Below are 26,985 nucleotides of genomic sequence, written 5' to 3' on the forward strand. Positions count from 1 at the left end.
GCGGCCGTAGGGCGTACAGCCGTTCGCGGTTGTACGCTGTTTCTCCTAGGGATGGTTGCGATAGCGTTCGGCCAAGGACTGCACGCGGGAGACGTAGGTTTGCGTCTCCGCGTAGGGCGGTACCCCGTTGTACTTGTCCACGGTCATTTCGCCGGCGTTGTAGCCTGCCAACGCCAGCGTCTGATTACCGTTGAAGCGCTTGAGCAGCCAAGCCAGGTAGCGCACTCCGCCGCGAATGTTCTGCCGCGCATCGAACGGATCGTCCACATCAAAGCGCTCTGCGGTTTCGGGCATCAATTGCATCAGCCCCTGGGCGCCGGCTATGGAAATGGCGTTGGGACGAAACGCCGACTCGGCATGAATCACTGCGCGCACCAGCGCCCTGTCGACACCGTAATGGCCCGACGCGGCTTCGATCTCCCGTCGATAGGAGCGGGTATCCAGGCGCAGCGAGGCGACCTTGAAGTCCTTCGGCATCCTGCACAGGTAGCAGCCCTTGATGAAGTTCACCTCAATGACATCGACCCGTGCGGAGATGCCGACAGGGCGTCGACTCACATACTGACGAACTCCGTTGTGAACGAAGGTATACACCTGAATCCGCAATGTGCGTGGATTGTCGCCCCGCTCGATCATCGGCGTGGCCTTTGACCTGGCGCCGATAACCGCACCAGCCTTGCCATTCTGGCCAGCCTTGCTGTTCTGGAGAGTACAGCGGGCGCCGGGGATGGCATGGCTGGTGTGGCTGATGGTTCCGTCCCGTGCCTCGCACTTGAACTGGGCGCTGGCGTATAGCGGAGCGACCAGCAGTGCCAGCCCGATGCAGCCAGGTAGGCTCCTGCGAGCCCATCGCCATGCTCTGGAACTCATCACACCGCTCCGCGCCGTGGGCGCCGATCAGGCTGCGAAACCTGATCCGGACAAAGAAAAAAGGCCAACAGGGGCGGTCGTTGCAGGGGGGATCGTGGGCGGGCCGCCGTTTCGTTCCGCTAGTTATAACCGTTCCTGCCAACCTTTGAGCTTGTGCAGACGTACGGCCTGTTGGTGTTCCAGGACATGGGGCTGGCCGAGATACTCGACGGTAAACCCACCAGGCCGCCTTTGCCCAAAGGTGGATTCCTGTGACGGGTGCGACCCTTTTCGTAGGAGCGGACTCCGTCCGCGATCGGCATCCGCCGTGAAGATATCGCGGATAAATCCGCTCCTACGCCACTCCCACGCCGGGCTCGCGATCATCCGCCATGCCGAATCAACCGAGAATGAAATACACCTTGCGCACCGGCGTGAGGTTTTCCCAGGTGCCCTTGAAACCCGCCGCCACCACGAAGGAGTCCCCCGGTCCGAAGGTCTTCGCCACGCCCTCGGCATCGGTCAGGCGCACCGTGCCTTCGAGGATGTGGCACAGCTCGTCGTAGTCGCACTCGCAGCGTTCGAGGTGCACGCCGGCTTCCCAGATGCCGGCGATGGCGTTCCTTGCAGGCGCCGCGAAGTGCCGCCAGCTGCGGCTCCGGTAGGGCGCATCGACGATGGCGGGGTCGTTGATCTCGCGCTCCTGGGGCACCAGCTCCGGATTGGCGAAGTCGATGACATGGCGGGGCAGGGTGGTGGACATGAGGGTCTCCATCAGGAATCGAAACCGACGCCGAAGGCATCGAAGGTCTTGAGCAGCAGGTCGCGGCGGCCGTTGCGGTCTTCCTTGGCCAGCGAGCGCTGGGCGAGCTTCACGCCGATGTAGCGCAGCGGCTCCGGCGGGAAGGGGAAAGGCTTCTGCGAAGTCATGCGCAGCTGGGTGCGCTCGGTTCGGTCGCCGGCCAATTGGTCGAGCATGTTCAGCGCGGCGAAACGGCTGGCCGATACGCCCTGGCCGGTGAAGCCCAGCGCATAGGCGACGCGCCCGCCGAGCACGCAGCCGGTGAACAGGGTGGTACGCGCCGAGGTATCGATGATGCCGCCCCAGGCATGGCTGAACTGCACCGGGCCGAGCTGGGGGAAGGCCTCGCGGAACTGGTTGGCCAGGCGCTCGAAGCTTTCGGGACGCTGGGTCAGCGCTTCGTCGCGTCGGCTGCCAAAGTGGTAGATGGCATCGAAGCCGGCCCAGAGGATGCGGTTGTCGGCAGTCTTGCGCAGGTAGTGGAACTGGTTGCCGGCATCGGCGATGCCGTAGCGATCGACCCAGCCGATGGCGCGTAGCTGTTCGTCGCTCAGCGGTTGGGTGACCAGCGAGTAGTCGTAGACCGGGATCACGCTGGAGGCCAGGTGGCCGAGCAGCGGTGGGGCGATGTTGGTCGCCAGGGCGATCTGCCCGGCTTCAAGCTGACCGCGGTCGCAGCGCAGCAGCAAACGGTCGCCGCGCTGGTGCAGTTCGTGGACGGGGGTGTTCTCGAACAGTTCGATGCCCTGTTCCAGGCACACGCGACGCAGTTCGGCGGCCATCTTCGCCGGGTTGAGCAGGGCGTAGTTGGGCTCGAAGACGCCGGCCGTGTACACCGGCGAATCCAGCTTCTGCGCCAGTTCCGCGCCTTCGAGCCATTCGCAGTCGATGCCGAAGCGCTGGTAGTTGCGCTGCATGCCGCGCAGGCCGTCGATCTGCCAGGGCTGGGTGGCGACGTTGAGCTTGCCGCGGCGTTCGAACTCTACGCTCATGCCGAAGCGGGCGAGGTCCGCTTCCAGTTCGTCGAGGTTCTGCCGGCCGAGGCGGATCAGGGTCTGCGCTTCCTCCGGCCAGCGCTTCAGGGCATTGCCTACGCCATGGGAAATGCTCGGCGCGCAGAAGCCGCCATTGCGCCCGCTGGCCTCGCCGCCGCAGCGACGCGCCTCGACCACCGCGATGCTCGCGCCGGGCCGGCGCTGGCGGGCGTGCAGGGCGGTCCACAGACCGGTGAAGCCGCCGCCGACCACGACCAGGTCGAAGCTGCGATCGGCCTCCAGCGCAGGGGCAGCAGGAGCGGGATCGAGGGTGTCGAGCCAGAAGGGTCTGGGCGTGGCGCGTGCAAGGGGGGCGGATGTCATCGGAAAACTCCGGCAGAATGTCGGAAGAAAAAGCGGCCAGTGGGCCGCGTCCGAAATCTTGTAACGCTCACGGGGGCCAGGCATACGGTCCGCCGCTCTTTGCGGGCACGCCCGGAGCACTGGAGCCGGCACAGACCGGCAGGGGAAACCGAATGAGTGATGAGCAGGGCTGGAGCGCCACCCTCGAAGGTGCGACCTACCGGCCCGACCCGGCGAGCGCCGCCACCCACGCCGTGGTGATGCGCTTTCACCAGGCCTGGCGCCGCCACGACATCGATGCGCTGATGGCGCTGTTCGATCCGCAGGTCGAGTACAACGACTTCTTTCAGGGCCGGCGCATTGCCCCGGAGGAGTTGCGCGACTTCCTGCAGTCGAGCATGCCGGCGGCGGGGGATGAATCGCAGGTCTATACCGACCGCCTGCGGGTGGATGGCGATACCGCGTTCCTGCAGTACCAGGTGACCTTGCGCGGCACACAGGGGCTGGTGTCCTACCGTGCCACGGAGGCGTACACCGTGCGCGAGGGCCGGATCATCCGCGTCAACGAGCACACGGCCCTCGTCGGCCAGCCGCAGAAACCTGCCAGCGAGGCGCCGGAGCGGATGGCCGGCAGCCGCCTGGGGCTTTCCGCGCGGCAATTGAGCCTGCTCGGCGGCGATATCCAGCAGTATTTCCAGCAGGGCCAGCCGTTCCTCAATCCGGACCTGGACATGCCGCAGGTGGCGGCGGCCACCGGCTATACGCGCAACCAGATTTCCTACTTCCTCAACCAGGTGCTGGGCCTGAGCTTCTACCAGTACCTGAACCAGCTGCGCCTGCGCCACCTGCTGAGCCAGCTGGGCGACGCCACCAGCGTCACCCGCATCGACGAACTGGCGCGGGCGGCGGGGTTCCGCTCGCTGTCGACCTTCTACCGGTGCTTCCGCGAGGAAACGGGGCTGTCGCCCAAGGCGTATCTGGAACAGCGGAGCGCGGTCTTGTAGGAGCAGGCTCCAACCGCCGTCCTTGGGCCCTCCGCGCGTGCCCGCATGCACGGCGCCTGCGTTATCAACCCCGCACCCGTCCCCCTATGCTCGGCCGACAAGCATTCCAATACGCTCAGGAGACCTTCGCATGCGCGACCAGCTCTATATCGACGGCCAATGGCAGGCACCCGCCCAGGGCGGCCGCTTCGAGGTGTACGACCCCTCCAGCGAAGCCGTGCTGACCGAGGTCGCTAGCGCCGCCGGCGAGGATGTCGACCACGCCGTGCAGTCCGCGCGCCGGGCTTTCGATGAGGGCGAGTGGGGACGCAGCACCGGCAAGGAACGCGCCGGCTACCTGCGCGCCATCGCCGACAACCTGCGCGGCCGCCGCGAGGACCTGGCCCGTCTGGAAGTGCAGGACAATGGCAAGCCGCTGCCCGAGGCGCAGTGGGATATCGACGACGCCATCGGCTGCTTCGACTACTACGCCGAACTGGCCGAGGGCCTGAACGACGAGGGCGAAGTGGTGGTGCTGCCGGACGAGCGCTTCGCCTGTCGTGTGCTGCGTGAGCCGGTCGGTGTCGCTGGGCAGATCATCCCGTGGAACTACCCGCTGCTGATGGCTTCGTGGAAGGTTGCGCCGGCGTTGGCGGCGGGCTGTACTGCGGTGCTCAAACCTTCCGAACTGACCCCGCTGACCGCCCTGGAGCTGGCTGCCGCCGCTGACGCCGTGGGCTTGCCCAAGGGCGTGCTCAACGTGGTCACGGGCCTTGGCCGCGACGCCGGCTCGCCGCTCTCGGCGCATCCGGGCGTGGACAAGCTGGCCTTCACCGGCAGCGTGCCGACCGGGCGCTCGATCATGCAGGCGGCGGCCCAGGACATCAAGAACGTCAGCCTGGAGCTGGGCGGCAAGTCGGCCTTCATCGTCTTCGATGACGCCGATGTCGAGGCGGCGGTGGAGTGGATCCTGTTCGGCATCTTCTGGAATCAGGGCCAGGTGTGCAGCGCCACTTCGCGCCTGTTGGTGCAGGACGGCCTGCATGACCGGCTGATCGAGCGCCTGGTGGAGGAAGCCCGCCGTATCACGATCGGCAACGGCCTGGAGTCGGGCGTGTTGCTCGGCCCGCTGGTCAGCGCCGGACAACACGCCAAGGTGCTGCAGGCCATTGAGGCCGGCGTGCGCGATGGGGCGAAGCTGGCCACCGGCGGCAAGCGCCCGACGCATCGGGACAAGGGCTGGTTCGTCGAGCCCACGGTGTTCATCGACTCGCCGCTGGAAAGCGCCCTGTGGCGCGAGGAAATCTTCGGGCCGGTACTTGCCGTGCGCCGCTTCAAGGACGAGGCCGAGGCGCTGCGCCTGGCCAACGACAGCCAGTACGGCCTGGCGGCGGCGGTGATGTCCGCCGACCCGGCGCGTTGCCGGCGGGTGAGCCGTGGCCTGCGCGCCGGCATCGTCTGGGTCAACTGCTCGCAGCCGACCTTCACCCAGGCGCCCTGGGGCGGCTACAAGCAGAGCGGCCTCGGTCGCGAGCTGGGCGTGTGGGGCCTGGAGAACTACCTGGAGACCAAGCAGGTCACCGAGTACCTCAGTGAACAGCCGTGGGGTTGGTACATCAAGTAAGCCGAGGCTCGCCGGCGGCGGTTTCTGTTCGACGACGGTCCGCGGGCTCTTCGTAAGAGCGAGCTTGCTCGCGAACCGATCTGGCGCCGGCCCTGCCGGCGGATCGCGGATAAGATCCGCTCCTACGAAAGCAGTGCGGGCCTTTACCAGTTGGAACGCGCCTGCTCCATTCGCTTCCCCCTCACCCCAACCCTCTCCCCAAGGGAGAGGGAGCAGTGCGTGCCGGCTGACGCTTATGTTTCATCTTGCACTGAACGGTCCCCTCTCCCGCTTGCGGGAGAGGGTTAGGGTGAGGGGCTCTTGACCTCTTTGGAGCGGACTTCGTCCGCGATTGGCGCGCTGCCAGACGGGCGCGGGAGATCAGATCAACCCCTTGCCCTGCAGATGCTCCCGCAGGTACTCGATGAACACCCGCACCTTGCGCGTGTTGCGCCGGTGCGGCAGGTAGAGCACATGCACCCAGGGCCCGAAGGCGCTCTGGTCACGCCAGCAGTCCGGCAGCAGTTCCACCAGCTCGCCCCGCGCGATGTAGGGCAGCGCGCTCCATTGCGGGAGGAACTGCAGCCCCTGGCCGTCCAGCAGGCAGGAGAGCAGGAAGTCGTAGTTGTCGCTGGCGACCCGTGGTGTCGGCTGGCGGATGCGGATGCGCTCGCCATCGCGCTGGACCCACCAGAAGTTCCGGTTCAGCAGGGGGTGGCGGAAGATCAGCCAGTCGTGCTGCTCGTAGTTGTCCAGGGTCACGTCCATGCCCTTGCCGGCCAGGTAGGCCGGGCTTGCGCAGAGCATCAGGCGGTTTTCGATCAATGGCTGGGCGATCACATCGGGCAGGTCGATGGGGCCGTCGCGCAGGGCGAGGTCGTAGCCGCCTTCCACCAGGTCGGCGAATTCGTCGGCCAGGTCCACCTCCAGGCGCACCTGCGGATGTTCGCGCAGGAAGCGGCTGCACACGGCATTGAAGAAGGCCGGGGCGAAGGACGGCGGGGCGGCGATGCGCAGGCTGCCGCGCAGCTCGGTCTGCAATTGCTCGACTTCCTCGCTGGCGCGCTGCAACTGCATCAGCGCCTGGCGCGCTCCCTCCAGGTAGATGTGCCCGGCTTCGGTCAGCGCCATGCGTCGCGTGGTCCGCTCGAACAGGCGCTGGCCCAGTTCGGCTTCCAGCTGCGCCACGCCCTTGGTGATCGCTGAGGGCGTCTTGCCCAGCTGTTCCGCGGCGCGGCTGAAGCCGCCGTGGTCGGCAGTGGCGACGAACATGGTGAGCGCAGTCATCTTGTCCAAGGATTGCTTCCTGATAGGAATAGAAGTTGTGCGGGAAGTCAGTGTTAAAGCCGCCGGGGCTTTTGCTTAACCTTCGTCACAGATCAACAATAACTAAGGATCTGCGATGAAACTACTGATTCCGACGCTGCTGTCCGCGGCTTGCGCTTTTTCCTCGATGGAAAGTATGGCGGCAGCCGATCTCATCCTCCATGGCGGCAAGGTCTATACCGCCGAGCCGGGGCAATCGTTGCAGCAGGCGGTGGCAGTGGAGAACGGCCGCATCCTCGCCGTCGGTTCCGATGCGCAGATCCTCAAGCTCAAGCAAGCCGGCACCCAGGTCATCGACCTGCACGGCAAGGTGCTGATGCCCGGCTTCATCGATTCCCATACCCACCTCGTCAAGGGCGGCCTGCAGATGCTCCAGGCCAACCTGAACAACGAGGATCTGCCGCTCGCCGAGCTGGAGAGCAAGCTGCGCGGGTGGCGTGACGACGGCCGCGCGCGTCGTGGCAAATTCCTCTATATCGGCGGCATTCCGACCCAGTACTGGGACCGGATCGACGAACTGCAGAAGCGTTTCAACCAGGGCGAGTGGGCCAAGCAGCCGATCCTCCTGGCGGGCGGCGACTACCACACCGGTTGGGCCAACAAGGCGCTGCTGGACCTGGCCGGCGTCGACGTCGCCAAGGTCAAGTCGCTGCAGGGCGAGGAGCAGGCCACCATCGGCCACGCTGCCGACGGCACCCCCAACGGCTTCCTGGTGGATGCCGGCCTCTACCCGGTACAGGCGCTGCTGCCGCTGCCGACCAATGACGAACTGCTCGCTGCGCTGAAAGGCGCCCAGCGCTACTACCACGAGTTGGGCATCACCGCCTGGATGGAACCCCTGGCGAACGAAAACCCCGGCGGCGATATCCATAACGACTCCGTCGGCGTGCTACCGGCCTACAAGGCGCTGTCGGAACAAGGCGGGCTGACCGCTCACGTCGCCGCCTTGCTGATGGCCGACTCCAAGGCCACCCCGGCCGACCTCGACGAGCTGGACAAGGTCCGCCAGCAGTTCCAGGGCGTGAACAATCTGACCCTGCCGGGTATCAAGATCTTCGCCGACGGCGTGGCCGAGATGCCGGCGCAGAGCGCGGCGATGCTCGAGCCCTACAGCAACTCGAAGAAATCCGGTGAGCTGCTGATCGACCCGAAACACTTCGGCGAACTGGTCAGCGCCGCCGACGCCCGTGGCTGGCTGGTGCACATCCACGCCATCGGCGACCGCGCGGTGCGCGAATCGCTCAATGGCATCGAGCAGGCGCGCAAGGATCGCCAAAGTGGCATCCCGCACTCCATCACCCACCTGGAGGTGGTCAACCCGAAGGACTACCCGCGCTTCAAGCAACTCGACGTCATCGCTTCGATGCAACTGTTCTGGGCCGCCGCCGACGAAATGAGCGTCGACCTGCTCAAGCCCTACGTCAGCGCCGCGACCTTCAAGACCATGTACCCGGCGCATTCGCTGCTGAAGAACGGCGCGACCATCGCCGGCGCCAGCGACTGGCCGATCACCACTCCCGATCCGTGGAAGGCCATCTACCAGGCGCTGGAACGCGTTGGCCCGAAAGGCGTGCTCAACGCCGGCGAAGAGGTCGACCGCATGACCATGTTCCAGGCCTACACCCTCAACGCCGCGCGCACCATCCGTCTTGAAGACAGCATCGGTTCGCTCAAACCGGGCAAGCAGGCCGACCTGATCCTGCTCGACCGCGACGTGTTCAAGGTCAAGCCTGAAGCGCTGCGTGACACCCAGGTGCTCAAGACCTGGTTCGCCGGCCGCGAGATCTATAGTCGTTCGTAGTCTTCAAGAGCGGACGCCCTTTGATTCACCCGGAGCGCTCCGGCGCTCCAGCCTCGTTAAAAAGTAATTGCAGGAGCTTTGCCGTGATTCTTCACACCTTCACCACCGACATCCGCGACCCGCTGCAGCGTGGCCGGCAGATCGGCGAAACCTTCGCCGAGCAGATCCGCCAGACTGTGGCGCTGTACCTGGACTTCTTCCCGCGCGTAGGTGTGGAACTCGACAAGGTTCGCTCCATTGGCGAAGGCAGCCTCAGTGCGCTGGCCGACTGGTGCCCGGCGCTGGCGCAGGAAGTCGAAGGCCTCGCCCTGGGCGTTGGCCTGCCGCTGTGGCAGCTGGCCGCGCTGAACGCACGCACCGAAGTGCTGGCGGTGATGCCGCAGCAGCCGGTGGAGGGCGAGTGCTCGACCTCCATTCATGCCCCCGCCGGCGCCACCGCGCCGCGCAGCCTGCAGACCTGGGACTGGCACGACAGCCTGGTGCCCCAGGGCCTGCTGCTGCAGTTCCCCGGCGCCACCGGCCTGACCGCCAAGCTGTTCACCGAGTTCGGCATGCTTGGCAAGATCGGCGTGAACAGCGCGGGGCTGGGCGTGCACTTCAACATCCTGCACCACGCCAGCGACAACGGCAGCGCCGGCGTACCGGTCCACGCCATCGCCCGCCGCGTGCTGGAAGAAGCCACCAGCGTCACCGAGGCCATCGACATGGCGCGTTCGGCGCGGGTCAGCGCTTCCACCGTGCTCAGCGTGTTCACCCGTGAAGACGTGCGCGCCCGCGCCGCCAGCATCGAGATGAGCCCGGCGCACACCTCCGTGGTTGTTCCCCGCGAGGACGGCTGGCTGCTGCACACCAACCACTTCCTCGACGGCGAACTGAGCTGGGGCGAGCGCACCGCCGACGTGTCCACCACCTACGCGCGCCTGGACCACCTCAAGGCCGGCACCGCCGGGATGACCGGCGCGGCCCTGCGCGAGCGCGCCGCCGCCTTCTGTGGCGCCGAGGGCGACCAGGCCATCGTGTGCTTCCACCCGGACATGTCCGAGCCGGACACCGAGCGTTGGGAAACCCTGCTGAGCGTCGGCATCGACACCGAGGGCTGCGCCCTGGAGTACGTCGCCGGCACGCCGAAGAAGCTGGCGGACGAAGGTTTCCTGCGCTTCTAAGAACGTGTTTGCGGACGTTCGTCTGGAGTTCGGTGGTATCGGCCCTGAAGCGCCCTCACCCTAACCCTCTCCCGGAGGGAGAGGGGACTGATCGGTGCAGGTTGAAGCAACTGTATCAGCCGGCACGTGGGGCTCCCTCTCCCTCTGGGAGAGGGCTGGGGTGAGGGAGGTATCCGAGCGCCGATATCAACATCGAGGCAGATCAAAAAGGCTCCAACGCAACTTACAAGTTCCAAAACCTACGCCACCGTGGCGGCCGTTGGGCCGCTGCGCGGGTTTCGTGTTGCCACAAAAACAAGAGTGAACCGCCATGATCGATCACACACCCGCCACACCGGGGTCCCGTTCGGCTTTTCGCACCTTCTGCGTCTCCGGCATGGGCACCGCGCTGGAGTTCTACGACTTCATCATCTACGGCTACGCCGCCGCGCTGGTCTTCCCGCAACTGTTCTTCCCCGGCATGGATCGCCTCACCGCCGTACTGATCGCCTTCGCGGCCTTCGGCGCGGGCTTCTTCGCGCGCCCGCTGGGCGGCGTGGTATTCGGCCACCTGGGTGACCGCTACGGCCGGCAGAAGGCGCTGGTCGCCACGCTGCTGTTGATGGGTAGCAGCACCCTGCTGATCGGCTTCCTGCCGACCCATGCGGCGCTCGGCGCCGCCGCACCCGTCCTGCTGGTGCTGCTGCGCCTGGTGCAGGGCTTCGCCGCTGGCGGCGAGTGGGGCGGGGCGGCGTTGTTCGGTATCGAGGTCGCACCCAAGGGCCGTCGCGGCCTGTGGGGCAGCTTCACGAGCATGGGCATCGGCATCGGTGGCATCTTCGGCTCGGCCGTGTTCGCCATCGTCAGCTTCGCCTTCAACGATGACCTCACCGGTATCGGCTGGCGCATTCCGTTCTGGCTCGGCGGCGTACTGGTGCTGATCGGCCTTTACGCGCGCCTGCAGAATGCAGCGGAGCCGCAGCCCAAGGCCGCGCCCAAGGCCGAAGCGCGCATGCCCCTGATGGAAGCCTTCCGCCGTCGCCCCCGCGAGCTGCTGCTGTGCATCGGCATCGCCTTCGGCTACGTCACCATCGCCTACATCGGCAGCACCTTCTTCCTCGCCTACGCGACCGATATCGGTTACAGCAGCAGCGAAGCCCTGCTGTTCGACTTCTCCCTGTCGGTGGCCATCGTCGTCTCGGCGCCGTTCTTCGGGCACCTGTCGGACCGCTTCGGCCGTCGTGCCGTGATGATTTTCGGCGCGGCCATCATGGCGCTGGGGCTGTTCGCCTTCTTCCCGATGATCGGCGTGCACAACCTGGCGCTGGCCCTGCTGGCCTATATCGCAGTCGGCTTCTTCATGGGTGCGACCCAGGGGCCGATCCCGGCGTTCCTGGCCGAGCAGTTCCCGCGCGAGATGCGTTACTCGGGAATTTCCTTCAGCTACCAGATCGGCGCGGCACTGGGCGGCGGCACGGCGTCGAGCATCGCCACCGCCATCCTCATCGCCACCGGGCGCAATCCCTTCGGCGTGGCGCTGTATGGCGCGGCGGCCCTGACGCTGGTGGCGTTCTGCTCCTGGATGCTGCGTGAAACCTCGCGCCTGCCGATGGAAGTGATCGACCGTGACGACGCCTCGCTAGGTACCGCGCAGGCGCCGGCGGTCTGAATCAGCCAGCTCAACTGACCGCGCGTGTCCGGGTGCCCGGTACGATCCCGAGCACCAGGGCACAGCCGGCCAGGATGGTCAGCGCGCCCAGGCCCTGGACCAGCGACAGGCTTTCGCCCAGCACCAGCGCGCCGACCAGCACGGCCACCACCGTGACCACGAATTCCACGCTGATGGTGCGCGTCGCCCCGATACGCGCCACCAGCTGGAAATACACCACGTAGTTCACCGCGCTCAGCACGCAGCCGCACAGCAGCAGGTAGAGGAAATCCATCGGCTGCGGCGTGCCAGGCACCGGCACCCAGATCAGCAGCGGCAGGGTCAGCAGGCCGCCGACAAGGAAGGCCCCGCAGGTCACTTCCCAGGGGCCGGCCGTGCGCAGGCGCAGGCTCGCATAGTTGCTGCCGAAGGCCGCGCAGATGGCGCCGAACACGGAAGCCGCGCAGCCGAGGATGAAATCGTGGGTCACCGGCACCGCCGGGAAGCCCACCAGCAGCACCATGCCGAAGAAGCCCAGGAGCAGCCCGCCGAGGCCGCTCCAGGTGATCCGCTCCAGCCCCCAGACGCGCCCGATGAGCATGGAGAACAGCGGAATCCCGGCAACGAAGATCGCCGCCATGGCGGTACCGATGCGCGGGGTGGCGTAGGTCAGGCCGATCAGTTGGCCGGCCACCGTGGTGGCGCCCACTACGCACAGCGGTTTCCATAGCCCGTCGAAGTTCATCTTGCGCCCGGACAGCTTCGCCACCGCCAGCAGCGTGAAGCTGGCGATCAAGGCGCGGAAGCTCACCGCACCGACCCAGCCGAACCCGGCAATGGCCTTGAGCAGCACCAGAAAGGACAGCCCCCAGCCGATCGCGAGGAACAGGTAGGCGGCAAGGTCGCGCGGTTGCATGGATTTTCCAGGGCGAGAGGGTGGGCCGTCGAAGCGCGGCGGCGAATCGGGCTATCTTGCCGGTCGCCGACGATCCTTGGGAAGGCGACGCACCGACGTTTTTCTATCTGCCGGCGGCGCGTCCCCAGCGCTCGCGCGGTGGCTCATGGCAGAGCCTTGCGCTGGCGCGCCGCCCAGTTCTGCCATGCCTTTCAACGAACGGATCGCTGCAGTTACACCGTTTCCCGGGGCGCGATCTCCCTGCGCCGCCCCTGTATCCCGCTCACAAAGCCTTCATTTCAGCGATATCACGCACCACCTGATCCGCGGAGTGGTCGAACATCGCCTGCTCCTGTGCGTCCAGAGGCAACTCGATTACCCGCACAAGCCCTTGCTCCGCCAGTACACAGGGGACACCCATGGCGATGTCCGTTCGCCCGTACTCGCCCTCGAGAATCGCGACCGTCGGCAAAATGCTGTTGCGCCCATTGGCGATGGCATCCACCATCTGGGCAATGGCCACGCCCGGCGCATCGCAGGCGCTCCCCAGCTTCTTCAAACCCAGAATCTCGCCGCCGCCCTTGCGGGTGCGCTCCACGATCCGCTCGATCTGCTCGCTGGACAGGAAGTGGGACAGCGGCACCGAACCGACCGCGCAGTAGCGCATCAGCGGCACCATGCTATCGCCATGCCCGCCCAGCACCAGCGCTGTGATATCCCGGGCAGAAAACCCTGTCTCCTCGGCAATGAAACACTTCATGCGCGCGGTATCCAGCACCCCCGCCTGGCCGAACACCCTGTCGCGCCCCAGCCCACTGAGGGACCAGGCCCGATAGGTCAGCACGTCGACCGGGTTCGACACCACCAACACCGTCGCCGTCGGGGCATGGCGATTGACGTCCCGCATGATGCCGTCGAGAATTGGCAGATTGATGCTCAGTACATCCTGGCGCGACTGACCCGGCTTGCGGGGCACGCCCGCGGTAATCACCACCAGGTCGGAGTCCTGCAGCATTTCGGCATCGGACCCGCCATGAACCCGGGTATCGGAACCGGACTCGACAGCCGCCTGCCAGACGTCCAGCGCCTTGCCCTGTGCAAGCTCACCCTGCACATCGATCAACATCAATTCGCGACAGAGCTCTTCCCGGGCGATGATCTGAGCCGCCGCCTCGCCGACCATCCCCGCACCCACAATTGATAGCTTGTTCACCTCACACCTCCGCGTGGCGAGCGCCACCAGAGACACGCCCACCTGTACACAGAAGTATTACCCGCTAACGCTAAAAGGCCACCCGGAGGTGGCCGAAGCCGTGGCTGATGGGCTGTCCTTGGCCCTGGGCATCTTCCAACCCGAGCCAGGCGGCCACCGACTTCCTCGGCCAGCTGCGCCGGCACGTTGCGAGCAGCCTGGGCAGCGGCGGCGCCAGCCTGGAACAGGTGGCCGGCAGCATGAACCTCGGCGTGCGCACCCTGCAGCGGCGCCTTGCCGAACATGAGCTGGACTTCAGCCAGCTGGTCGAGGACGTGCGCCGCTCCCTGGCGGAAGGTTACCTGGCCGGAACCGGTTACAGCCTCACCGAGATCGCCCTGTTGCTGGGCTATTCCGAGTCCAGCTCGTTCAGCCGCGCCTTCCGCCGCTGGCACCAGCTCACTCCGCTGCAGTTCCGCCAACGCGCCCACGCCTGATCCCTGCCGACTGGCAACGGCGAATACTGTCCGGTCATCGGGCATTGCTGTCATTTACGCCTTTGCCAAAGACTAATCCCGATCCATGCGCCGCAGTCTCCTTACGTGCAATCGCTGGGAGAGACCCTTGAACACACTGCCCTCGTGAGGATCGCCAAAATGCAGCAATACCGTGCTGCGCACGCTGGTGGGCAGACAGGGCTGATTTGCATGCAGCGAGCGCATGCCCCAGAAGAAGTAGAGATTGCCGGGAGTCAGAGGCACGATTTTCGCCGATAGCCATTGCTGCACGTTCGGCCTTCGCCATATCTGCTTCAGCAGATTCTCTACCAGCAGTTTTTCAAGGATATTGACGACCGCGAAGCGCCTCGCATCGCGCATATTCGGAAACATCACCAAATGCCCCGGCGGTTCACTCGGGCCGTTGGGGATCAGAACCGGCAGCAGTACGGTGACGACGTAGGAGTCGTAGTGAAAGTTGTGCGCATGTCGCAGTCCGTGCGTGCCAGTCAGCACGCGCAGGACCGGAAAAATCCGGTCGCTGGGCGGCCTCGTGCGCATCTTCCGTTCATAAAGGCAGCGCATCAGCGCGCGCAGGCCCGCCTCCTCGAACAGCGGACGGAGGCAGGTGCCGGCGGTCCATTCCATGCCCTCAAAACTGAAATACTGGCCGTTGTGCTGCTCAATCTGATGGGTAATGAAGCTTCGCAGTTGCGCGAGAATCGCATCCGGCACGATATGGTGCAGGATACCTACCCCTGATTCGTCCATTGAATTGGCCAGGGCTTGCGCGCTGGCCGCGCTGAGCGTTGCGAATCCATCCGGCGGCGTACAGTCGTTCAACTCGGTCATTGAAGTCCCTCCGCCTGGATTCAAAATGAACTATGAACCCAAGCTCCGCGAGAAGAGGATCGTGGCGGAAAACTGTGTTGTCTTCCGTACGAACTCGCTCAGATCGAGGTGTCATCGTGGACCGTGCCCGCCAACGTCTTCGTTCGCGCCAACCCTGTGCTCGATATCGAGCACGGAGAACTTGCCAGCGCTGCCTGCTCGGCAGCCCGCACTACAGCGTCCTATGAACGGATTCCGTGGAACCGGGACGAACCGCAGTACGTAGGGCAACAAGTCCGTGGTACGCGAGACAACCGACAGCACTGTCTGACGTGACGGCCATACTGTGCGGAGTTCCTGCCAGCACGGCACCAGGGCCGCATACTCCGAGCACAATCGGCAGCGCATCACTTGCAGCGCAGGTAACAGACATCAACAGCAGATGGCGGCCTGTCATCGATCGCCTGATGACGAACGAGTATTTCGGGCCAGCCAGATTGAAAAGACCTGTGCAAAGAAGCAAGCCTTCGAAGAAGGCAGCAGAGCTGTCAGCACTGATAGCTGACAACCTCTTAAGCTGAACCTGTGGAAATTGCGATCCTAAGAAAGCTAGTTACCGCGATTCCAGATGTCAACATCGCTCGTCGGCAGGCGAACCTCCAGTTTCAGAGAACATCCAGCCGAAGATCACGCCTGCTTCCGTCGGATAACAGGCGCCGTGCTCACTGGGCCCGCCGAGAATCGCCTGCCGAAATCACGCCTTCCACCCAGGGTCATGCCACGCGCGGTAGTCGTTGCGGCTGAGATCTGTTTGCCGGGTTCCGAATGGCACCGGATGTCAACGACTCTGTCATGACGTGGCAAGCCGTGCTGCGCGCCGTCGAATAATTTCCATCCCAGCGGTGGGTGGGAACTTTCCCAGGGCGTCTGCAGTAGCACCGGGCTTCATTCGTGCCCACCGCCACTCGAACAACAAATACAAAGAGGTGTGGACTCATGGGCACGAACAAGGGTGGCGCCAAGGGCGTCGGTCGTCGTAGTTTTCTGCGTGAAGGCGGGGCATTCAGGCTTTCCCTCCTGAGCAGCGCCCTGGTCGCCCTGTTTGGTGCCAGCAGTCTGCAGGCGGCCACTCCGGCCAGCTCGCTCGGCGCAGAACTCACTCCGTTCGGCGCGGAAAAGGCAGGCAACTCCAGTGGCACCATCCCCGCCTGGGATGGCGGACTGACCAAGGCGCCGGCCGGCTGGAAGCCCGGCCACGGCGATCCCTACGGCGCCGACAAGCCGCTGTACAGCATCGATGCCAGCAACCTGGCCCAGCACGAGGCCGAGCTGCCGCCGGGCCAGGCAGCCCTGGTCAAGACCTATCCGGGCTATCGCCTGGATGTCTATCCGACCCATCGCAGCTGCACCTTCCCCAGCGAGATCGCCCGGCGCACCCGCGAGTTCGCCGGGCAAAGCCGGATCGCCAGCAATGGCTGGCAGCTGGAACAGGCAGCGGGCGCGTCCATTCCCTTCCCGGTGCCGCAGAGCGGTCTCGAGGTGATGTGGAACTACAAGCTGCGCTACATGGGCAAGGGCCGCCGCGCCCAGGTTTCGTTGTTGATCCGGGAGAAGGGCGGGGCGCTGTCGGAGTTCAAGCAGTGGATCTACGAGTACTACCCCTACAACGACCCGGCGGTGAAGACGCCGGCCGATACCGGTGGCTACGACTCCAAGCTGCTCTCCGACGTGCTCTCGCCGTCCTCCCGCGCGGGCGAGATGTACCTCGTGCACAGCTACCTCGACAAGCCGCAGGACTCCTGGATCTATTTCCCCCGGCCAGCGCCGCGTGCGCCGGGCTCCGTCCTTCGCCTATGACAACCCGATCGCCGGCACCGACGGCCTGTACTTCGTCGACCAGGTGGACATGTTCACCGGCGCGCTGGACCGATACGACTTCAAGCTGCTGGGCAAGAAGGAAATGGTGGTGCCGTACAACTCCTACAAGCTGGTGGACAAGTCCAACAAGTATGCCGACCTGATCGGCCAGGACTACCTCAAGCGCGACGCGCAGCGCTATGAACGGCATCGCGTCTGGGTGGTGGAAGCCACGGTCAAGGCGGACAAGCGCCACTCCTTCGCCAAGCGCGTGTTCTTCATCGACGAAGACAGCTGGGCGCTGCTGCACGTGGACATGTACGACGCCAAGGGCAACCTCTGGCGCGTGCAGGAAGGCAGCCTCTGGGCCGATCCGGAGCTCCAGGCCTGTACCGGGTTCGAGTACACCAGCTACGACCTGATCGCCCGGCGCTACATCGCCGACAACTTCACCCAGGAAGGCGAGGTGCTCGACGTGACCGCCGGCCTCGAAGGGCGGGTGGACGACAAGATGTTCAATTCCAACGAGTTGCGCCGTCGCGGCGAACGCTGATCGTTCGAGGACACAGCATGCATGACAACAACAAAGGCGCGGCCCCGACCGCGCCAGGGGCCTCGTGCGCCCGCAATAACCTGGCGGTGGCCGTGATGGCGGCGTCGGCCCTGCTCTGGGCGCAGCCGAGCCATGCGTTCCGTTTCGGCAGTGAAGAGGGCATCTCCGGCAGTTTCGACTCGACGCTTTCCTATGGTTTTGCCCAGCGCCTGCAGTCACCCGACTGCAACCTGCTGGGAGGCGACAACGGCGGCTGCAACAACGGCAGCAATACCGAACTGGGCCGCTACTACAACCTCTCCAAGGGCAACGGCTATGCCAATGCCGACATCAACTACAGCAACGCTGATGACTTCGACGAAACCCTTCGTCCCCGGGCCGGTGGGGCAAATGCCGCGTCCGAGTCCGCCGAGAGTCTTTCGTGACCCACTGCCGTTGATGCTGGAGCAGCACCATGCCGACCAAAGCGTTTCTCAAGGGTTTCAAGCACGAACTGGCCAACCGCTCATTTGCGCTGATGACCGTCAGGCGAATGGCGGGCCGCCTGGAAGGGGATGAGTGGTTTTCCTTCTGGAAGACCTACTGGGATCTGGAGGTCATCAATGCCCGGCGCTATGAAGCGGCAGCCCTGGTCTGGGGGCTGAATCCTGTTCCGGGGATTCCCACGAGGCTCAAGGCCTGGCTGGTTTCTTCCGTTCCACGCTTTCTCATGGTGGCGCTGGTGAGGTTCGTTTACCGGGAAACCCTCGCGTACGCGGACTGGCTACGCGAATTGCGCAAGACGGGTCCGTCGGAGGCGTCGGCCTTCCTGGATTTCATGGTTGAGCAGGAAGAGTTGCAGGTCGAGATGATGCGCATGGCCCTGGCCGGCCGGCATGGGGAGATCGCAGGTTACGCCGAAGACTTCTTCCTGAAGTACGGCCGCTCCATCCCGAAGGTCGGATTTGGCGCCAGCCCCGTGACCGCAGGGAATTGACGAGGGGGAGCCAGGAGTCGAGCTCCTGGCTCCCGCGCCGGTCAGCCGCGCACGAAGGCGAGCAGGTCGGCGTTGATGGTATCGGCCTGGGTAGTCGGCATCCCGTGCGGGAAGCCGGAGTAGGTCTTCAGCGTGCCGTTCTGCAGCAGCTTCGCCGAAAGCAGGCCGGAGTTTTCATAGGGAACGATCTGGTCGTCGTCGCCATGCATCACCAGCACCGGAATGCTGATGCTCTTCAGGTCCTCGGTGAAGTCCGTTTGCGAGAAGGCGACGATGCCGTCGTAATGCGCCTTGGCACACCCCATCATGCCTTGCCGCCACCAGTTCAAGATGATGCCTTCCGAAGGCTTCGCTCCGGGTCGGTTGTAGCCATAGAAGGGGCCGGCGGGGATGTCGTGATAGAACTGCGCGCGGTTGGCCGCGAGCTGGGCCTGGAGGTCGTCGAAGACGTCCTTGGGCAGGCCGCCGGGATTGTTCGCCGTCTTCACCATCAGCGGAGGGACCGCGGCGATGATGGCGGCCTTGGGCACCGGGTCCTCGCGATGCCGGGCGATGTAGTGGACGACCTCGCCGCCCCCCGTGGAGTGGCCGACATGAATGGCCCCCTGGGTGCCGAGATGCTGCACCACCGCGGCCACGTCATCGGCGTAGTGGTCCATGTCGTGGCCGTCCCATACCTGGCTCGACCGACCATGTCCGCGACGGTCGTGTGCGACCACGCGAAAGCCATTGGCCAGGAAAAACAGCATCTGGGCATCCCAATCGTCGGCACTGAGTGGCCAACCATGGTGGAAGTGGATCACCTGGGCATCGCGCGGGCCCCAGTCCTTGTAGAAGATCTCTACGCCGTCCTTTGTCGTGACGTATCCCATGTTTGCATCTCCTGTGTTGGGTGGAGTTCGGCATGCAGCAATCAGCATTGCTGGTCATTGCCGCTCGTTACGGGAGTTCTTCTCCGTTCTCACCGGACAGGTGGTGGTTCGAGCGAGGTGTCGGGCCGCGTTGGCAGTGACACCTGCGCTTCAAACCGCGCTGTCCAGGCTCCCCCGGGAACGGCGCGCTTTCCGGGGCGTGGCCGGTCAGCGCTTGTCGGGGCCTCTTCCATGAGCGGCGTTGGCGTTGTCGCTCGCGCTGCACGAGGCGCCTCAACGCTTGGCCGTTAGATCACTCTAGGATTAAAGTAAACTTTAAGGTCAATGATTTTTTGGGGTGCGGCATGAGGATTGGAGAGCTGGCGAAGCTCAGTGGGTTGGCGCCGTCGCGCATTCGCTTTTACGAGGCGAGCGGGCTGATCCACTCCGTCGAGCGAAAGGCGAACGGTTACCGTGACTACAGCGAGGACGCCGTCTGGATACTGGAGATCATCACCGGTGCCCAGAGCGCAGGGTTCTCCCTGGAGGAAATCCGTCATCTGCTGCCGCTGAACGCAAATGGCTGGCAGCACGGCGAGTTGCTGGCCGGCCTCAAGCGCAAGGTGGCGGAAATCGAGGTACTGCAGCAGCGCTTGAAGCAGAGCAAGGCGCAGTTGCTGGTCGCCATCGAGAGCATCGAGAGCAAGCCCGAGGGAATGCAGTGCGTGGACAATACGCAACGCGTGCTGAACCGGCTGCGTGAAGAAGGGTGCGTTACCGCCAAGGCCCGCAAACAACCCGAAACCGCCAGTGCCGCCCTGGTGGGAGCCGATGAGCAGTAAGAATCGCCCTTGAAAAAGTCAGGCCCATGCATGGGCCTGACGTCAACCGGAACGGCGTGCCCTGCGAGCGTCAGTCCTTCCCGATCAAGGCGGCAAGCGGCTTGGGGGCGTACAGTGCGCTCTGGAATTGCGGAACGTACTCGTACTTCATCATCTTCCCCAGTTTCAGCGGCTTGATGTACGCCGAGAGACTTCCGTCGCCGAGAATCAGTTTCGCCGAGTCACCATCGGTGCTGCTTGCATGGCTGAGTTGTCGCGAAACCGCGTACCCATAGGTCAACTCGCCATTCTTGTCGGTATTGGTGAAGCTGTTGGTCACCAGTTCGTCGTCCTTCGAGAGCCCGGACAGTTTTTCGCCCTTGAAGACGACATCCACTTTGCCGGTCAGGCTATCGATGATGTCGTAGGAGACTGTACGCTCGTCCTCCCTGACGTTGATGCCGGTAAGCCACTTGGGCAGGTTGTAGCCCACAACCCCACGAACCCTTGCCAGTTCGGTGTTCACCGGGAGCTTGAGTACATACCCCCAGTAATCCTTGGACATCGACTGGCCGATCAGCGTAATGGGACCAAGATTGGCGTTGCCGGGCTTGTTGGTGATCACCGAGAGTGCGACTTCGTTATAGCTGTCATTGTCGCAGTAGTGATAGGAGTAGGCGGTGAAGGCGACCAGGCCGCGCCCCGGCCACACCTGCAGTGGCTGCACTTTCTCCAGGACGCTGGCCGGCATCAGTTCCTTCAATTTCTCGATGTCGGCCGTAAAGACCGCCGTCACTTTGCTGTTCTTGTAGTAGAAGTTCGGCGAATAGGATTCGAAGCCGATATCCACCCTGGTCTTGGTCAACCCCTTGAACCAGCTCAGGTCGACATCCGGCGCCTCGGTGGCAATGACCGAGAGGGGTGGGTTTGAACGGTATCGGTCATACAAGCCGCCCTTGACCACGGGCACTTCATGACCGGCGATATTGATGAGCGTACTTTCGGCCTGACTGTTCGTTGCCGGAACTTCAGCCCAGGCGGAAATCGCCAGGGCATTCACGAAAAGTCCGGCTATTGCGGCAACACTTCCGAGTTTCATGGTTCAACTATCTCCAGAGTCATGCGTGGCGCTTGCGGCACGTTGTTGAGCAGCTTGCCGGCGGCACCCTAACCTTGAACTGAGCTTTAAGGTCAAGGGCCATCTGCTGACTCTCCGGGCGTTGGATTTCGGGCGGCAATTGAGGGGAGCGCATCACGCGAGAAACCCTCTTGACATTAAAGTTGGCTTAAAGGTTATGGTGCCGCAGTCGCCAATCCTGGAGCCTGCGATGACAGCGTTCACTCCGTTGACCTTGCCCAATGGGGCCGTTATTTCCAACCGCCTTGCCAAAGCCGCCATGGAAGAAAACATGGCCGACAAGGACCATGCACCCTCGGAGGCCTTGATCCGCCTCTATCGCACCTGGGCCGAGGGAGAGACCGGCCTGATGATTACCGGGAACGTCATGATCGATCACCGCGCCATGACCGGACCGGGTGGCGTGGTGCTGGAGTCCGAGCGATTCGGCGAGCGTTTCCGGGCCTGGGCGGACGCCGCACGCTCCCACGGTGGAGAGGTGTGGATGCAGATCAACCATCCCGGCCGCCAGATGCCCGCCGCCTTGAAGCAGGACACCATCGCACCGTCGGAGGTGCCCATGGACCTGGGGAACTTCTCCAAGCAGTTCATACCGCCGCGGGCGATGACTACAGCGGACATTGCGGAAGTCAAAGCCCGATTCGTCAAAACGGCTCTGCTCGCCGAACGCTTCGGTTTCACCGGCGTGCAGATTCACGCCGCGCACGGCTACCTGATCAGCCAGTTCCTCTCGCCGATCACCAACAAGCGCACCGATCAGTGGGGCGGCTCGATCGAAAACCGGGCTCGACTGTTGCTCGAGGTGGTCAAGGAAGTCCGCGCGGTCGTGGGGCCCAGGTTTGCCGTCGCAGTGAAGCTCAACTCCGCGGACTTCCAGCGCGGCGGGTTCAGCACGGACGATGCGAAGAAGGTCATCGAGCTGCTCAACCCCCTGGGTGTGGACCTGATCGAGCTGTCGGGCGGCAGCTATGAAGCACCCGCCATGCACGGACAGGCCCGCGATGGCCGCACGCTGGCCAGGGAAGCCTACTTCCTGGAGTTCGCCAAGGACCTCTCCGGCGTCGCGCAAATGCCGGTCATGGTGACGGGCGGCGTACGCCGGCTACCGGTGGCGGAGCAGGTCCTGGACAGCGGCATCGACATGGTGGGAATGGGCACGGCGCTGGCCATCAACCCCTACCTACCCAGGGAGTGGCGGGCGGGAATCGCGAGTGCTCCGGCGCTCCGGCCGATCACCTGGAAAAACAAGGTGCTGGCATCGATCGGCTACATGGCGATGGTGAAGCACCAACTGCGCCGCCTGAGCCTCGGGAGGGGCACCAACCCGGATGTCGCGCCGGCACTGGCCCTGCTGGAACAGCAGTTGGATACCCAGGTCCGTACCTGGCGGTATCGGCGTTGGGTCAGGCGTATCGCCGCCTGATCCTTTGCCTGGGGGCGATCACCTGATCGCCCCTTGTCTGCGCCCGTGAGCCATCGGGACTGCTGCCGAAAGTTCTCCCATCGATGGTTTTCCCTGGGGCGCCGGGCTGTCCCCTTTAGCCCCCCTGGCTGTCCGCCAATGCCCTCCGCCACGAAAGGCGCCTGACTTAACGTTGCTCCCTGCCCATCACAACAAGAATCCGTGCCGCCACCCGGCACGGTAGAAGAGGGGAGCAATATGCCCAAACCCGGAACACCGCTGCTGCCGGCTGCCTTGCTGGCCCTGGCCGGACTGCTCGGCGGCTGCGGAGAAGACGCCGCACCACCTACCCCCCGCAACACCGCCACCCTGGCGCCCGCCGATCCCGCCCTGGCGAAGATCTACGACAGCAGTTGCAAGCTGTGCCATGCCAACCCGGCGTCCGGGGCGCCGTTGGTTGGCGATGCCAGGGCCTGGAGCCCCCGGGTCGCCCAGGGCACAGACAGCCTGCTGGATCACAGCATCAACGGCTACAAGGGCATGCCGCCGATGGGGATGTGCATGCAGTGCTCGGAGGACGAATTCCTCGCGCTGATTTCCTTCATGTCCGGCCAACACATCCAATAAGCACAGGGTCCTCTCGATGGCTATTCATCTCACCCGCCGCCAGCTGCTGCAGCGCGCTGGCGTTGCCGGCGCGTTCGCGGCGTTTTCCAGCCTTCCGATGGCGGCCGAGCTGGCTCGCACGCCGCGCCTGATCCCCTGGCGCAACTGGTCCGGCGCGCAGAGCTGCCTGCCGGCGGCACGCCTGGCGCCGCAGAGCCTGGACGAACTGGTGCAGGTCATCCGCCAGGCCGAGGGCAAGGTGCGTCCGGTGGGCTCGGCGCATTCCTTCAGCCCCCTGGTGCCTACCGATGGCACGCTGGTCTCGCTCAGCTACTTCAACGGCCTGCTCGGCCATGACCCGAAGACGCTGCAGGCGGAATTCGCCGCCGGCACGCCGATGTCGCAGATGGGCGCGGCGCTCAAGGCTGTCGGCCAGGCGCTGCCGAACATGGCCGACATCGACTACCAGACCCTGGCCGGGGCGATCTCCACCTCGACCCACGGCACCGGCGTCGGCTTCGGCTCCTATTCCTCCCATGTCACCGGCCTGCAACTGGTGACCGCCAGCGGCGAGGTGCTGGACTGTGACGCGCAGCGCCACCCCGAGGTGTTCAACGCGGCGCGGGTGTCCCTCGGTGCCTTCGGCGTGGCCACCCGCGTGCGCCTGCAGAACCGCGAAGCCTATCGCCTGCGCGAGCGGCAGTGGATCGCGAAGACCGAAGAGCTGCTGGAGGACGTGGAGAAGAACACCTGCGAGAACCAGCACTGGGAAATGATGGTGATCACCCATTCCGACTACGCGCTGTCCGTCGCCCTGAACGAGACCAGCGACCCGGCGACGCCACCGCTGGACCCGGCCGAGGAGGGCGGCAACGGGTTCGTCAGCATCATCGAGGGCCTCGACAAGTACGGTAGCGACTTCCCGGCCGCGCGCCGGGCGCTGCTCAACAACCTGCGCCACATCGCCAGCTTCGACGACCGTGTCGGCGACTCCTACGAGATCTACGCCAACGTGCGCAACGTGCGCTTCAACGAGATGGAGTATTCCGTCCCGGCCGAGCACGGCCCGGCCTGCCTGCGCGAGATTCTCAAGCTGATCAACGACAAGGACCTGCGCACCTGGTTCCCCATCGAATACCGCTACGTGAAGGCCGACGACATTCCTTTGAGCATGTTCGAGGGCCGCGACAGCTGTTCCATCTCCGTACACCAGCACTACAGCATGGACCACCACAACTTCTTCGCGGCCATCGAACCGATCTTCTGGAAGTATGCGGGGCGGCCGCACTGGGGCAAGCTGCACACGCTGAACGCGCGGAGCCTGCAACCGCTCTACCCGCGCTGGAAGGAATTCACCGAGGTACGCCAGTCGCTGGACCCGCAGGGCAAGTTCCTCAATGCCCACCTGGCCTCGATCCTGGGCGTGGCCTGACAAGCAAGGAGAATGCATGAAGCGACGCCACTTCATCGTCGGCGCGGCCGGAGCGGGCGTCCTGCTCGCCGGTGCCGGCGCCTGGCTGCGCCCGAGCGACAAGGGCGCCCCGTACACCGACTACTTCGCCCGGCTGAACCGCGAGCTGCGCGAGCACGGGCCGATGCGCCCGGTGATGCTGATCGACCTGGACCGGCTGGATCACAACGTCGACGTGGTGATGCAGTCGGTGCGGCGCACCGGCAAGCAGCTGCGCCTGGTGGAGAAGTCCCTGCCATCGCCGCAACTGCTCGACTACATCGCCAAACGCGCCGGCACCCGCCGGCTGATGTCATTCCACCAGCCCTTCCTCAATCATGATGCCGAGCGTTTCCCCGATGCTGACCTGCTGCTGGGCAAGCCGTTGCCGGTGCGCTCGGCGCAGGCGTTCTACGAGAACCATCGCGGCCCCTTCGATCCTACGACCCAGCTGCAATGGCTGCTGGACACTCCCGAGCGCCTGCAGCAGTACCTGGCGCTGGCCCAGGGGCTGAATATCCGGATGCGGATCAACATCGAGCTGGATGTCGGATTGCACCGTGGCGGCGTGGCCGATCACGCGACCCTGGGGCGGATGCTCACGCTGATCGGTGCGAATCCGCAGCATCTGGAGTTCGCCGGCTTCATGGGCTACGACCCCTTCGTCGGCATGGGCGTGCCCGGTATCCTCGGCTCGCCGGAGGAGCTCTTCCGCAAGGTCATGAAGCTCTACGACGGCTTCGTCGATTACGCCCGCACGCAGCATGCCGCGCTCTGGAAACCGGGGCTGACGCTCAACACCGCCGGCAGCCCGAGCTACCGCATGCACGAGCACGAACGCACCAGCAGCGAGGTGTCGGTGGGCTCGGCGCTGGTCAAGCCGACCCACTACGACCTGCCGTCGCTGGTGGAGCATCAGCCGGCGGCTTTCATCGCCACGCCGGTGCTCAAGAGCACCGGGGCCGTGAGGATTCCGGCGCTGGACGACAAGTCGGCGTTGCTCTCCTGGTGGGACCCGAACCAGCGCGAGACGTTCTTCATCTACGGCGGCAACTGGATGGCCGAGCCCGAGTCGCCCGCCGGCCTGCAGTTCAACGGCCTGTACGGGCGCAGCTCGAACCAGGAGATGGTCAACGGCTCCGCTGCCGTGGGCCTCAAGGTGGACGACCAGGTGTTCCTGCGGCCAACCCAGTCTGAATCGATCCTGCTGCAGTTCGGCGACCTGCTGGCGGTGCGCGAAGGGCGCATCGTCGAGCACTGGCCGGTCTACAACTGAGCTTCGGTTGAGCGAAACAAAAAACCTCAGGTCGCGACCTGAGGTTTTTTTCTGCCCGCGAACCTGTCAGAGGGTGAAGGGCAGGTTCAGCTTGACCCACAGCATCTCGCCCTCGGGGCGGTTCTCAACGGCGTATTCCTTGGCCCAGCGCGCCTCGATGCTGGCGTACTGGAGAAAGGTCAGGTAGGCGGCGGGGCCGATGGCGAACACCTGGCCGCGCACGCCGTCGTCCACCTTCTCGCCCATGAAGGTCACGGTCTTGCCGTACTGTTCATCGTCGGTGGTCTGCTTGAGGTAGTAGCCATTCACGCCCAGGCGCAGGTTGTCGGTCACCCGGTAGCTGGCCGAGTAGTCGAAGTGGAACAGCTGCCCGGAGCGGTAATCGGTATCGGGGTTTTCCTGGTTGAAGCTGTAGGTGGCCTTGGCCGACAGCTCGGTACGCTCGCTGGGCAGCCAGGTCGCGGAAAGCAGCGGCTTGTAGGTGTAGAAATTGTTGCCGGTATTGGCCAGGCGCATGGGGTCGTAATCACCGGTGGGCAGGGTGATTTCCAGTGCGGCGCCGACGGTCAGGTTCTTGCCCAGGTCCCAGAGGATGATCGGCGCGACCGTGGTATCCCCCTGGCTGTTGCGCTCTCCCTGCATGCCGAACATCTCGACCTGCTGGCGCATGTAGGGCTGCGCGACATAGCCGCCCAGGCGACCGCCGAACACCCGCAGCGGGCTCAGGTAGTCCAGGCGGGGAATGATCGCGTCGGAGGTGATCTTCACCCCCGGCACCTTGCCGCCGAGGGAGCTGATGTCCAGGTTCTTCGCCTCGTAGTGGTTGTAGTAGAGGTTGAAGGCGAACATGTTGTCCGGAAGGTTGTCGACGTCCAGCGGCAGGACGAAGAAGCCGTCGGTGCCGGGGCCGATGTTGTCGACCCCGTTTTCGGTGGCCTGGACCGGCAGCGAGAGGGACGCGGCAATGGAAAGGGAGACCGCCAGCGGCAGCCTGGGGAGACGGATAGTGTTCATGCGTAAGCTCATTGTTCTTGTTGGCGGACGGTTCCGGGGCGTGCCCCGGACCGCGCCATAGAAATAAGCGCTGGTGGCTCGGCGAAGCAGGGCATTGCGGGACAATCAGGGGGGCTTTGCCGGACAGCCTGCAAT

25 protein-coding genes are annotated in these 26,985 nt (G+C 64.7%); 15 read left to right on the forward strand and 10 right to left on the reverse strand.

What is annotated here, in order from left to right:
* Positions 1–45 precede the first annotated feature (45 nt).
* The 3 genes from ACNFBT_RS22865 to ACNFBT_RS22875 all read right to left on the reverse strand — a co-directional run bounded on the left by ACNFBT_RS22865 (position 46) and on the right by ACNFBT_RS22875 (position 3,009).
* Positions 46–870: a lytic transglycosylase domain-containing protein gene (locus ACNFBT_RS22865; protein WP_416753020.1), complete on the reverse strand. Its 825-nt coding sequence runs from the start codon at positions 868–870 to the stop codon at positions 46–48.
* 379 nt (positions 871–1,249) lie between these two features.
* The gene (locus ACNFBT_RS22870) at positions 1,250–1,612 is read right to left on the reverse strand and encodes a cupin domain-containing protein (RefSeq protein ID WP_416753021.1); all 363 of its coding nucleotides are present in this window, start codon (positions 1,610–1,612) and stop codon (positions 1,250–1,252) included.
* A gap of 11 nt (positions 1,613–1,623) precedes the next feature.
* A complete protein-coding gene (locus ACNFBT_RS22875; protein ID WP_416753022.1) occupies positions 1,624–3,009 on the reverse strand; it encodes an NAD(P)/FAD-dependent oxidoreductase in 1,386 nt (461 codons plus the stop codon).
* Between the two features lie 239 nt (positions 3,010–3,248).
* Here ACNFBT_RS22875 and ACNFBT_RS22880 point away from each other — a divergent pair, with 239 nt between their 5' ends.
* Together ACNFBT_RS22880 and ACNFBT_RS22885 are read left to right on the forward strand one after the other, a co-directional pair.
* Entirely contained in the window at positions 3,249–3,992 is a 744-nt protein-coding gene (locus ACNFBT_RS22880) for a helix-turn-helix domain-containing protein (RefSeq protein WP_416753128.1), read from the forward strand.
* A 130-nt stretch (positions 3,993–4,122) separates the two neighbouring features.
* Positions 4,123–5,595: an aldehyde dehydrogenase family protein gene (locus ACNFBT_RS22885; protein WP_416753023.1), complete on the forward strand. Its 1,473-nt coding sequence runs from the start codon at positions 4,123–4,125 to the stop codon at positions 5,593–5,595.
* 360 nt (positions 5,596–5,955) lie between these two features.
* Here the strand turns inward: ACNFBT_RS22885 and ACNFBT_RS22890 are convergent, their stop codons facing one another.
* Positions 5,956–6,870: a LysR family transcriptional regulator gene (locus tag ACNFBT_RS22890; protein WP_416753024.1), complete on the reverse strand. Its 915-nt coding sequence runs from the start codon at positions 6,868–6,870 to the stop codon at positions 5,956–5,958.
* A 106-nt stretch (positions 6,871–6,976) separates the two neighbouring features.
* On the opposite strand from ACNFBT_RS22890, the gene ACNFBT_RS22895 reads away from it, so the two are divergent.
* The 3 genes from ACNFBT_RS22895 (at position 6,977) to ACNFBT_RS22905 (ending at position 11,512) form a co-directional block, all read left to right on the forward strand.
* Positions 6,977–8,701 (forward strand): amidohydrolase, encoded by a 1,725-nt coding sequence (locus tag ACNFBT_RS22895; protein ID WP_416753025.1) that lies wholly within the window; start codon positions 6,977–6,979, stop codon positions 8,699–8,701.
* Positions 8,702–8,784: 83 nt separating this feature from the next.
* On the forward strand, positions 8,785–9,864 hold the full coding sequence (locus ACNFBT_RS22900) for a C45 family autoproteolytic acyltransferase/hydolase (RefSeq protein WP_416753026.1): 1,080 nt from the start codon (positions 8,785–8,787) through the stop codon (positions 9,862–9,864).
* A gap of 310 nt (positions 9,865–10,174) precedes the next feature.
* Positions 10,175–11,512, forward strand: a complete 1,338-nt coding sequence (locus ACNFBT_RS22905) for an MFS transporter (RefSeq protein WP_416753027.1) — start codon at positions 10,175–10,177, stop codon at positions 11,510–11,512.
* A 10-nt stretch (positions 11,513–11,522) separates the two neighbouring features.
* Here the strand turns inward: ACNFBT_RS22905 and ACNFBT_RS22910 are convergent, their stop codons facing one another.
* Both ACNFBT_RS22910 and ACNFBT_RS22915 read right to left on the reverse strand, forming a co-directional pair.
* Positions 11,523–12,407 (reverse strand): DMT family transporter, encoded by an 885-nt coding sequence (locus tag ACNFBT_RS22910; RefSeq protein ID WP_416753028.1) that lies wholly within the window; start codon positions 12,405–12,407, stop codon positions 11,523–11,525.
* A 262-nt stretch (positions 12,408–12,669) separates the two neighbouring features.
* Complete coding sequence (locus ACNFBT_RS22915; RefSeq protein ID WP_416753029.1) at positions 12,670–13,599, reverse strand: malate dehydrogenase; 930 nt, start codon at positions 13,597–13,599, stop codon at positions 12,670–12,672.
* Between the two features lie 107 nt (positions 13,600–13,706).
* On the opposite strand from ACNFBT_RS22915, the gene ACNFBT_RS22920 reads away from it, so the two are divergent.
* Positions 13,707–14,075: a helix-turn-helix transcriptional regulator gene (locus ACNFBT_RS22920; RefSeq protein ID WP_416753030.1), complete on the forward strand. Its 369-nt coding sequence runs from the start codon at positions 13,707–13,709 to the stop codon at positions 14,073–14,075.
* A gap of 72 nt (positions 14,076–14,147) precedes the next feature.
* On the opposite strand, the gene ACNFBT_RS22925 is transcribed toward ACNFBT_RS22920, so the two are convergent.
* Positions 14,148–14,927, reverse strand: coding sequence for a hypothetical protein (locus tag ACNFBT_RS22925; RefSeq protein ID WP_416753031.1), 780 nt, complete (start codon positions 14,925–14,927; stop codon positions 14,148–14,150).
* 975 nt (positions 14,928–15,902) lie between these two features.
* On the opposite strand from ACNFBT_RS22925, the gene ACNFBT_RS22930 reads away from it, so the two are divergent.
* From ACNFBT_RS22930 to ACNFBT_RS22945, 4 genes are read left to right on the forward strand one after another with little or no spacing between them, the layout of a single operon-like run.
* Entirely contained in the window at positions 15,903–16,763 is an 861-nt protein-coding gene (locus tag ACNFBT_RS22930; RefSeq protein WP_416753032.1) for a DUF1329 domain-containing protein, read from the forward strand.
* Entirely contained in the window at positions 16,735–17,316 is a 582-nt protein-coding gene (locus ACNFBT_RS22935; RefSeq protein WP_416753033.1) for a DUF1329 domain-containing protein, read from the forward strand. Before ACNFBT_RS22930 ends, ACNFBT_RS22935 begins: the two co-directional genes overlap by 29 nt.
* A gap of 17 nt (positions 17,317–17,333) precedes the next feature.
* The gene (locus tag ACNFBT_RS22940; RefSeq protein WP_416753034.1) at positions 17,334–17,741 is read left to right on the forward strand and encodes a DUF1302 family protein; all 408 of its coding nucleotides are present in this window, start codon (positions 17,334–17,336) and stop codon (positions 17,739–17,741) included.
* Positions 17,742–17,770: 29 nt separating this feature from the next.
* The gene (locus tag ACNFBT_RS22945; protein ID WP_416753035.1) at positions 17,771–18,292 is read left to right on the forward strand and encodes a hypothetical protein; all 522 of its coding nucleotides are present in this window, start codon (positions 17,771–17,773) and stop codon (positions 18,290–18,292) included.
* 41 nt (positions 18,293–18,333) lie between these two features.
* Here ACNFBT_RS22945 and ACNFBT_RS22950 read toward each other — a convergent pair whose 3' ends face one another.
* Positions 18,334–19,164, reverse strand: a complete 831-nt coding sequence (locus ACNFBT_RS22950; RefSeq protein WP_416753036.1) for an alpha/beta fold hydrolase — start codon at positions 19,162–19,164, stop codon at positions 18,334–18,336.
* 344 nt (positions 19,165–19,508) lie between these two features.
* Between ACNFBT_RS22950 and ACNFBT_RS22955 the strand changes: the two genes are divergently transcribed.
* A complete protein-coding gene (locus ACNFBT_RS22955; protein WP_416753037.1) occupies positions 19,509–19,985 on the forward strand; it encodes a MerR family transcriptional regulator in 477 nt (158 codons plus the stop codon).
* A 70-nt stretch (positions 19,986–20,055) separates the two neighbouring features.
* Here ACNFBT_RS22955 and ACNFBT_RS22960 read toward each other — a convergent pair whose 3' ends face one another.
* Entirely contained in the window at positions 20,056–21,063 is a 1,008-nt protein-coding gene (locus ACNFBT_RS22960; RefSeq protein ID WP_416753038.1) for an acetoacetate decarboxylase (ADC), read from the reverse strand.
* Between the two features lie 229 nt (positions 21,064–21,292).
* Between ACNFBT_RS22960 and ACNFBT_RS22965 the strand changes: the two genes are divergently transcribed.
* The 4 genes from ACNFBT_RS22965 (at position 21,293) to ACNFBT_RS22980 (ending at position 25,836) form a co-directional block, all read left to right on the forward strand.
* Positions 21,293–22,525, forward strand: a complete 1,233-nt coding sequence (locus ACNFBT_RS22965; protein WP_416753039.1) for an NADH:flavin oxidoreductase/NADH oxidase family protein — start codon at positions 21,293–21,295, stop codon at positions 22,523–22,525.
* Between the two features lie 237 nt (positions 22,526–22,762).
* Positions 22,763–23,131: a c-type cytochrome gene (locus ACNFBT_RS22970; protein ID WP_416753040.1), complete on the forward strand. Its 369-nt coding sequence runs from the start codon at positions 22,763–22,765 to the stop codon at positions 23,129–23,131.
* A 97-nt stretch (positions 23,132–23,228) separates the two neighbouring features.
* Positions 23,229–24,542, forward strand: coding sequence for a D-arabinono-1,4-lactone oxidase (locus ACNFBT_RS22975; RefSeq protein WP_416753130.1), 1,314 nt, complete (start codon positions 23,229–23,231; stop codon positions 24,540–24,542).
* Positions 24,543–24,627: 85 nt separating this feature from the next.
* On the forward strand, positions 24,628–25,836 hold the full coding sequence (locus tag ACNFBT_RS22980) for a DSD1 family PLP-dependent enzyme (protein ID WP_416753131.1): 1,209 nt from the start codon (positions 24,628–24,630) through the stop codon (positions 25,834–25,836).
* 66 nt (positions 25,837–25,902) lie between these two features.
* On the opposite strand, the gene ACNFBT_RS22985 is transcribed toward ACNFBT_RS22980, so the two are convergent.
* The gene (locus ACNFBT_RS22985; protein WP_416753041.1) at positions 25,903–26,850 is read right to left on the reverse strand and encodes a SphA family protein; all 948 of its coding nucleotides are present in this window, start codon (positions 26,848–26,850) and stop codon (positions 25,903–25,905) included.
* Positions 26,851–26,985 lie beyond the last annotated feature (135 nt).

The organism is Pseudomonas sp. NY15181 (genome assembly GCF_048068055.1).
Taxonomy (GTDB): domain Bacteria; phylum Pseudomonadota; class Gammaproteobacteria; order Pseudomonadales; family Pseudomonadaceae; genus Pseudomonas.

Excerpts from the sequence above, each read along its gene's own strand:
- ACNFBT_RS22865 (WP_416753020.1), bottom strand. The coding sequence starts at position 870 with ATGAGTTCCAGAGCATGGCGATGGGCTCGCAGGAGCCTACCTGGCTGC.
- ACNFBT_RS22870 (WP_416753021.1), bottom strand. The coding sequence starts at position 1,612 with ATGTCCACCACCCTGCCCCGCCATGTCATCGACTTCGCCAATCCGGAG.
- ACNFBT_RS22875 (WP_416753022.1), bottom strand. The coding sequence starts at position 3,009 with ATGACATCCGCCCCCCTTGCACGCGCCACGCCCAGACCCTTCTGGCTC.
- ACNFBT_RS22880 (WP_416753128.1), top strand. The coding sequence starts at position 3,249 with ATGCGCTTTCACCAGGCCTGGCGCCGCCACGACATCGATGCGCTGATG.
- ACNFBT_RS22885 (WP_416753023.1), top strand. The coding sequence starts at position 4,123 with ATGCGCGACCAGCTCTATATCGACGGCCAATGGCAGGCACCCGCCCAG.
- ACNFBT_RS22895 (WP_416753025.1), top strand. The coding sequence starts at position 6,977 with ATGAAACTACTGATTCCGACGCTGCTGTCCGCGGCTTGCGCTTTTTCC.
- ACNFBT_RS22905 (WP_416753027.1), top strand. The coding sequence starts at position 10,175 with ATGATCGATCACACACCCGCCACACCGGGGTCCCGTTCGGCTTTTCGC.
- ACNFBT_RS22910 (WP_416753028.1), bottom strand. The coding sequence starts at position 12,407 with ATGCAACCGCGCGACCTTGCCGCCTACCTGTTCCTCGCGATCGGCTGG.
- ACNFBT_RS22920 (WP_416753030.1), top strand. The coding sequence starts at position 13,707 with ATGGGCTGTCCTTGGCCCTGGGCATCTTCCAACCCGAGCCAGGCGGCC.
- ACNFBT_RS22925 (WP_416753031.1), bottom strand. The coding sequence starts at position 14,927 with ATGACCGAGTTGAACGACTGTACGCCGCCGGATGGATTCGCAACGCTC.
- ACNFBT_RS22930 (WP_416753032.1), top strand. The coding sequence starts at position 15,903 with ATGGGCACGAACAAGGGTGGCGCCAAGGGCGTCGGTCGTCGTAGTTTT.
- ACNFBT_RS22940 (WP_416753034.1), top strand. The coding sequence starts at position 17,334 with ATGCATGACAACAACAAAGGCGCGGCCCCGACCGCGCCAGGGGCCTCG.
- ACNFBT_RS22945 (WP_416753035.1), top strand. The coding sequence starts at position 17,771 with ATGCCGACCAAAGCGTTTCTCAAGGGTTTCAAGCACGAACTGGCCAAC.
- ACNFBT_RS22950 (WP_416753036.1), bottom strand. The coding sequence starts at position 19,164 with ATGGGATACGTCACGACAAAGGACGGCGTAGAGATCTTCTACAAGGAC.
- ACNFBT_RS22955 (WP_416753037.1), top strand. The coding sequence starts at position 19,509 with ATGAGGATTGGAGAGCTGGCGAAGCTCAGTGGGTTGGCGCCGTCGCGC.
- ACNFBT_RS22960 (WP_416753038.1), bottom strand. The coding sequence starts at position 21,063 with ATGAAACTCGGAAGTGTTGCCGCAATAGCCGGACTTTTCGTGAATGCC.
- ACNFBT_RS22965 (WP_416753039.1), top strand. The coding sequence starts at position 21,293 with ATGACAGCGTTCACTCCGTTGACCTTGCCCAATGGGGCCGTTATTTCC.
- ACNFBT_RS22970 (WP_416753040.1), top strand. The coding sequence starts at position 22,763 with ATGCCCAAACCCGGAACACCGCTGCTGCCGGCTGCCTTGCTGGCCCTG.
- ACNFBT_RS22975 (WP_416753130.1), top strand. The coding sequence starts at position 23,229 with ATGGCGGCCGAGCTGGCTCGCACGCCGCGCCTGATCCCCTGGCGCAAC.
- ACNFBT_RS22985 (WP_416753041.1), bottom strand. The coding sequence starts at position 26,850 with ATGAACACTATCCGTCTCCCCAGGCTGCCGCTGGCGGTCTCCCTTTCC.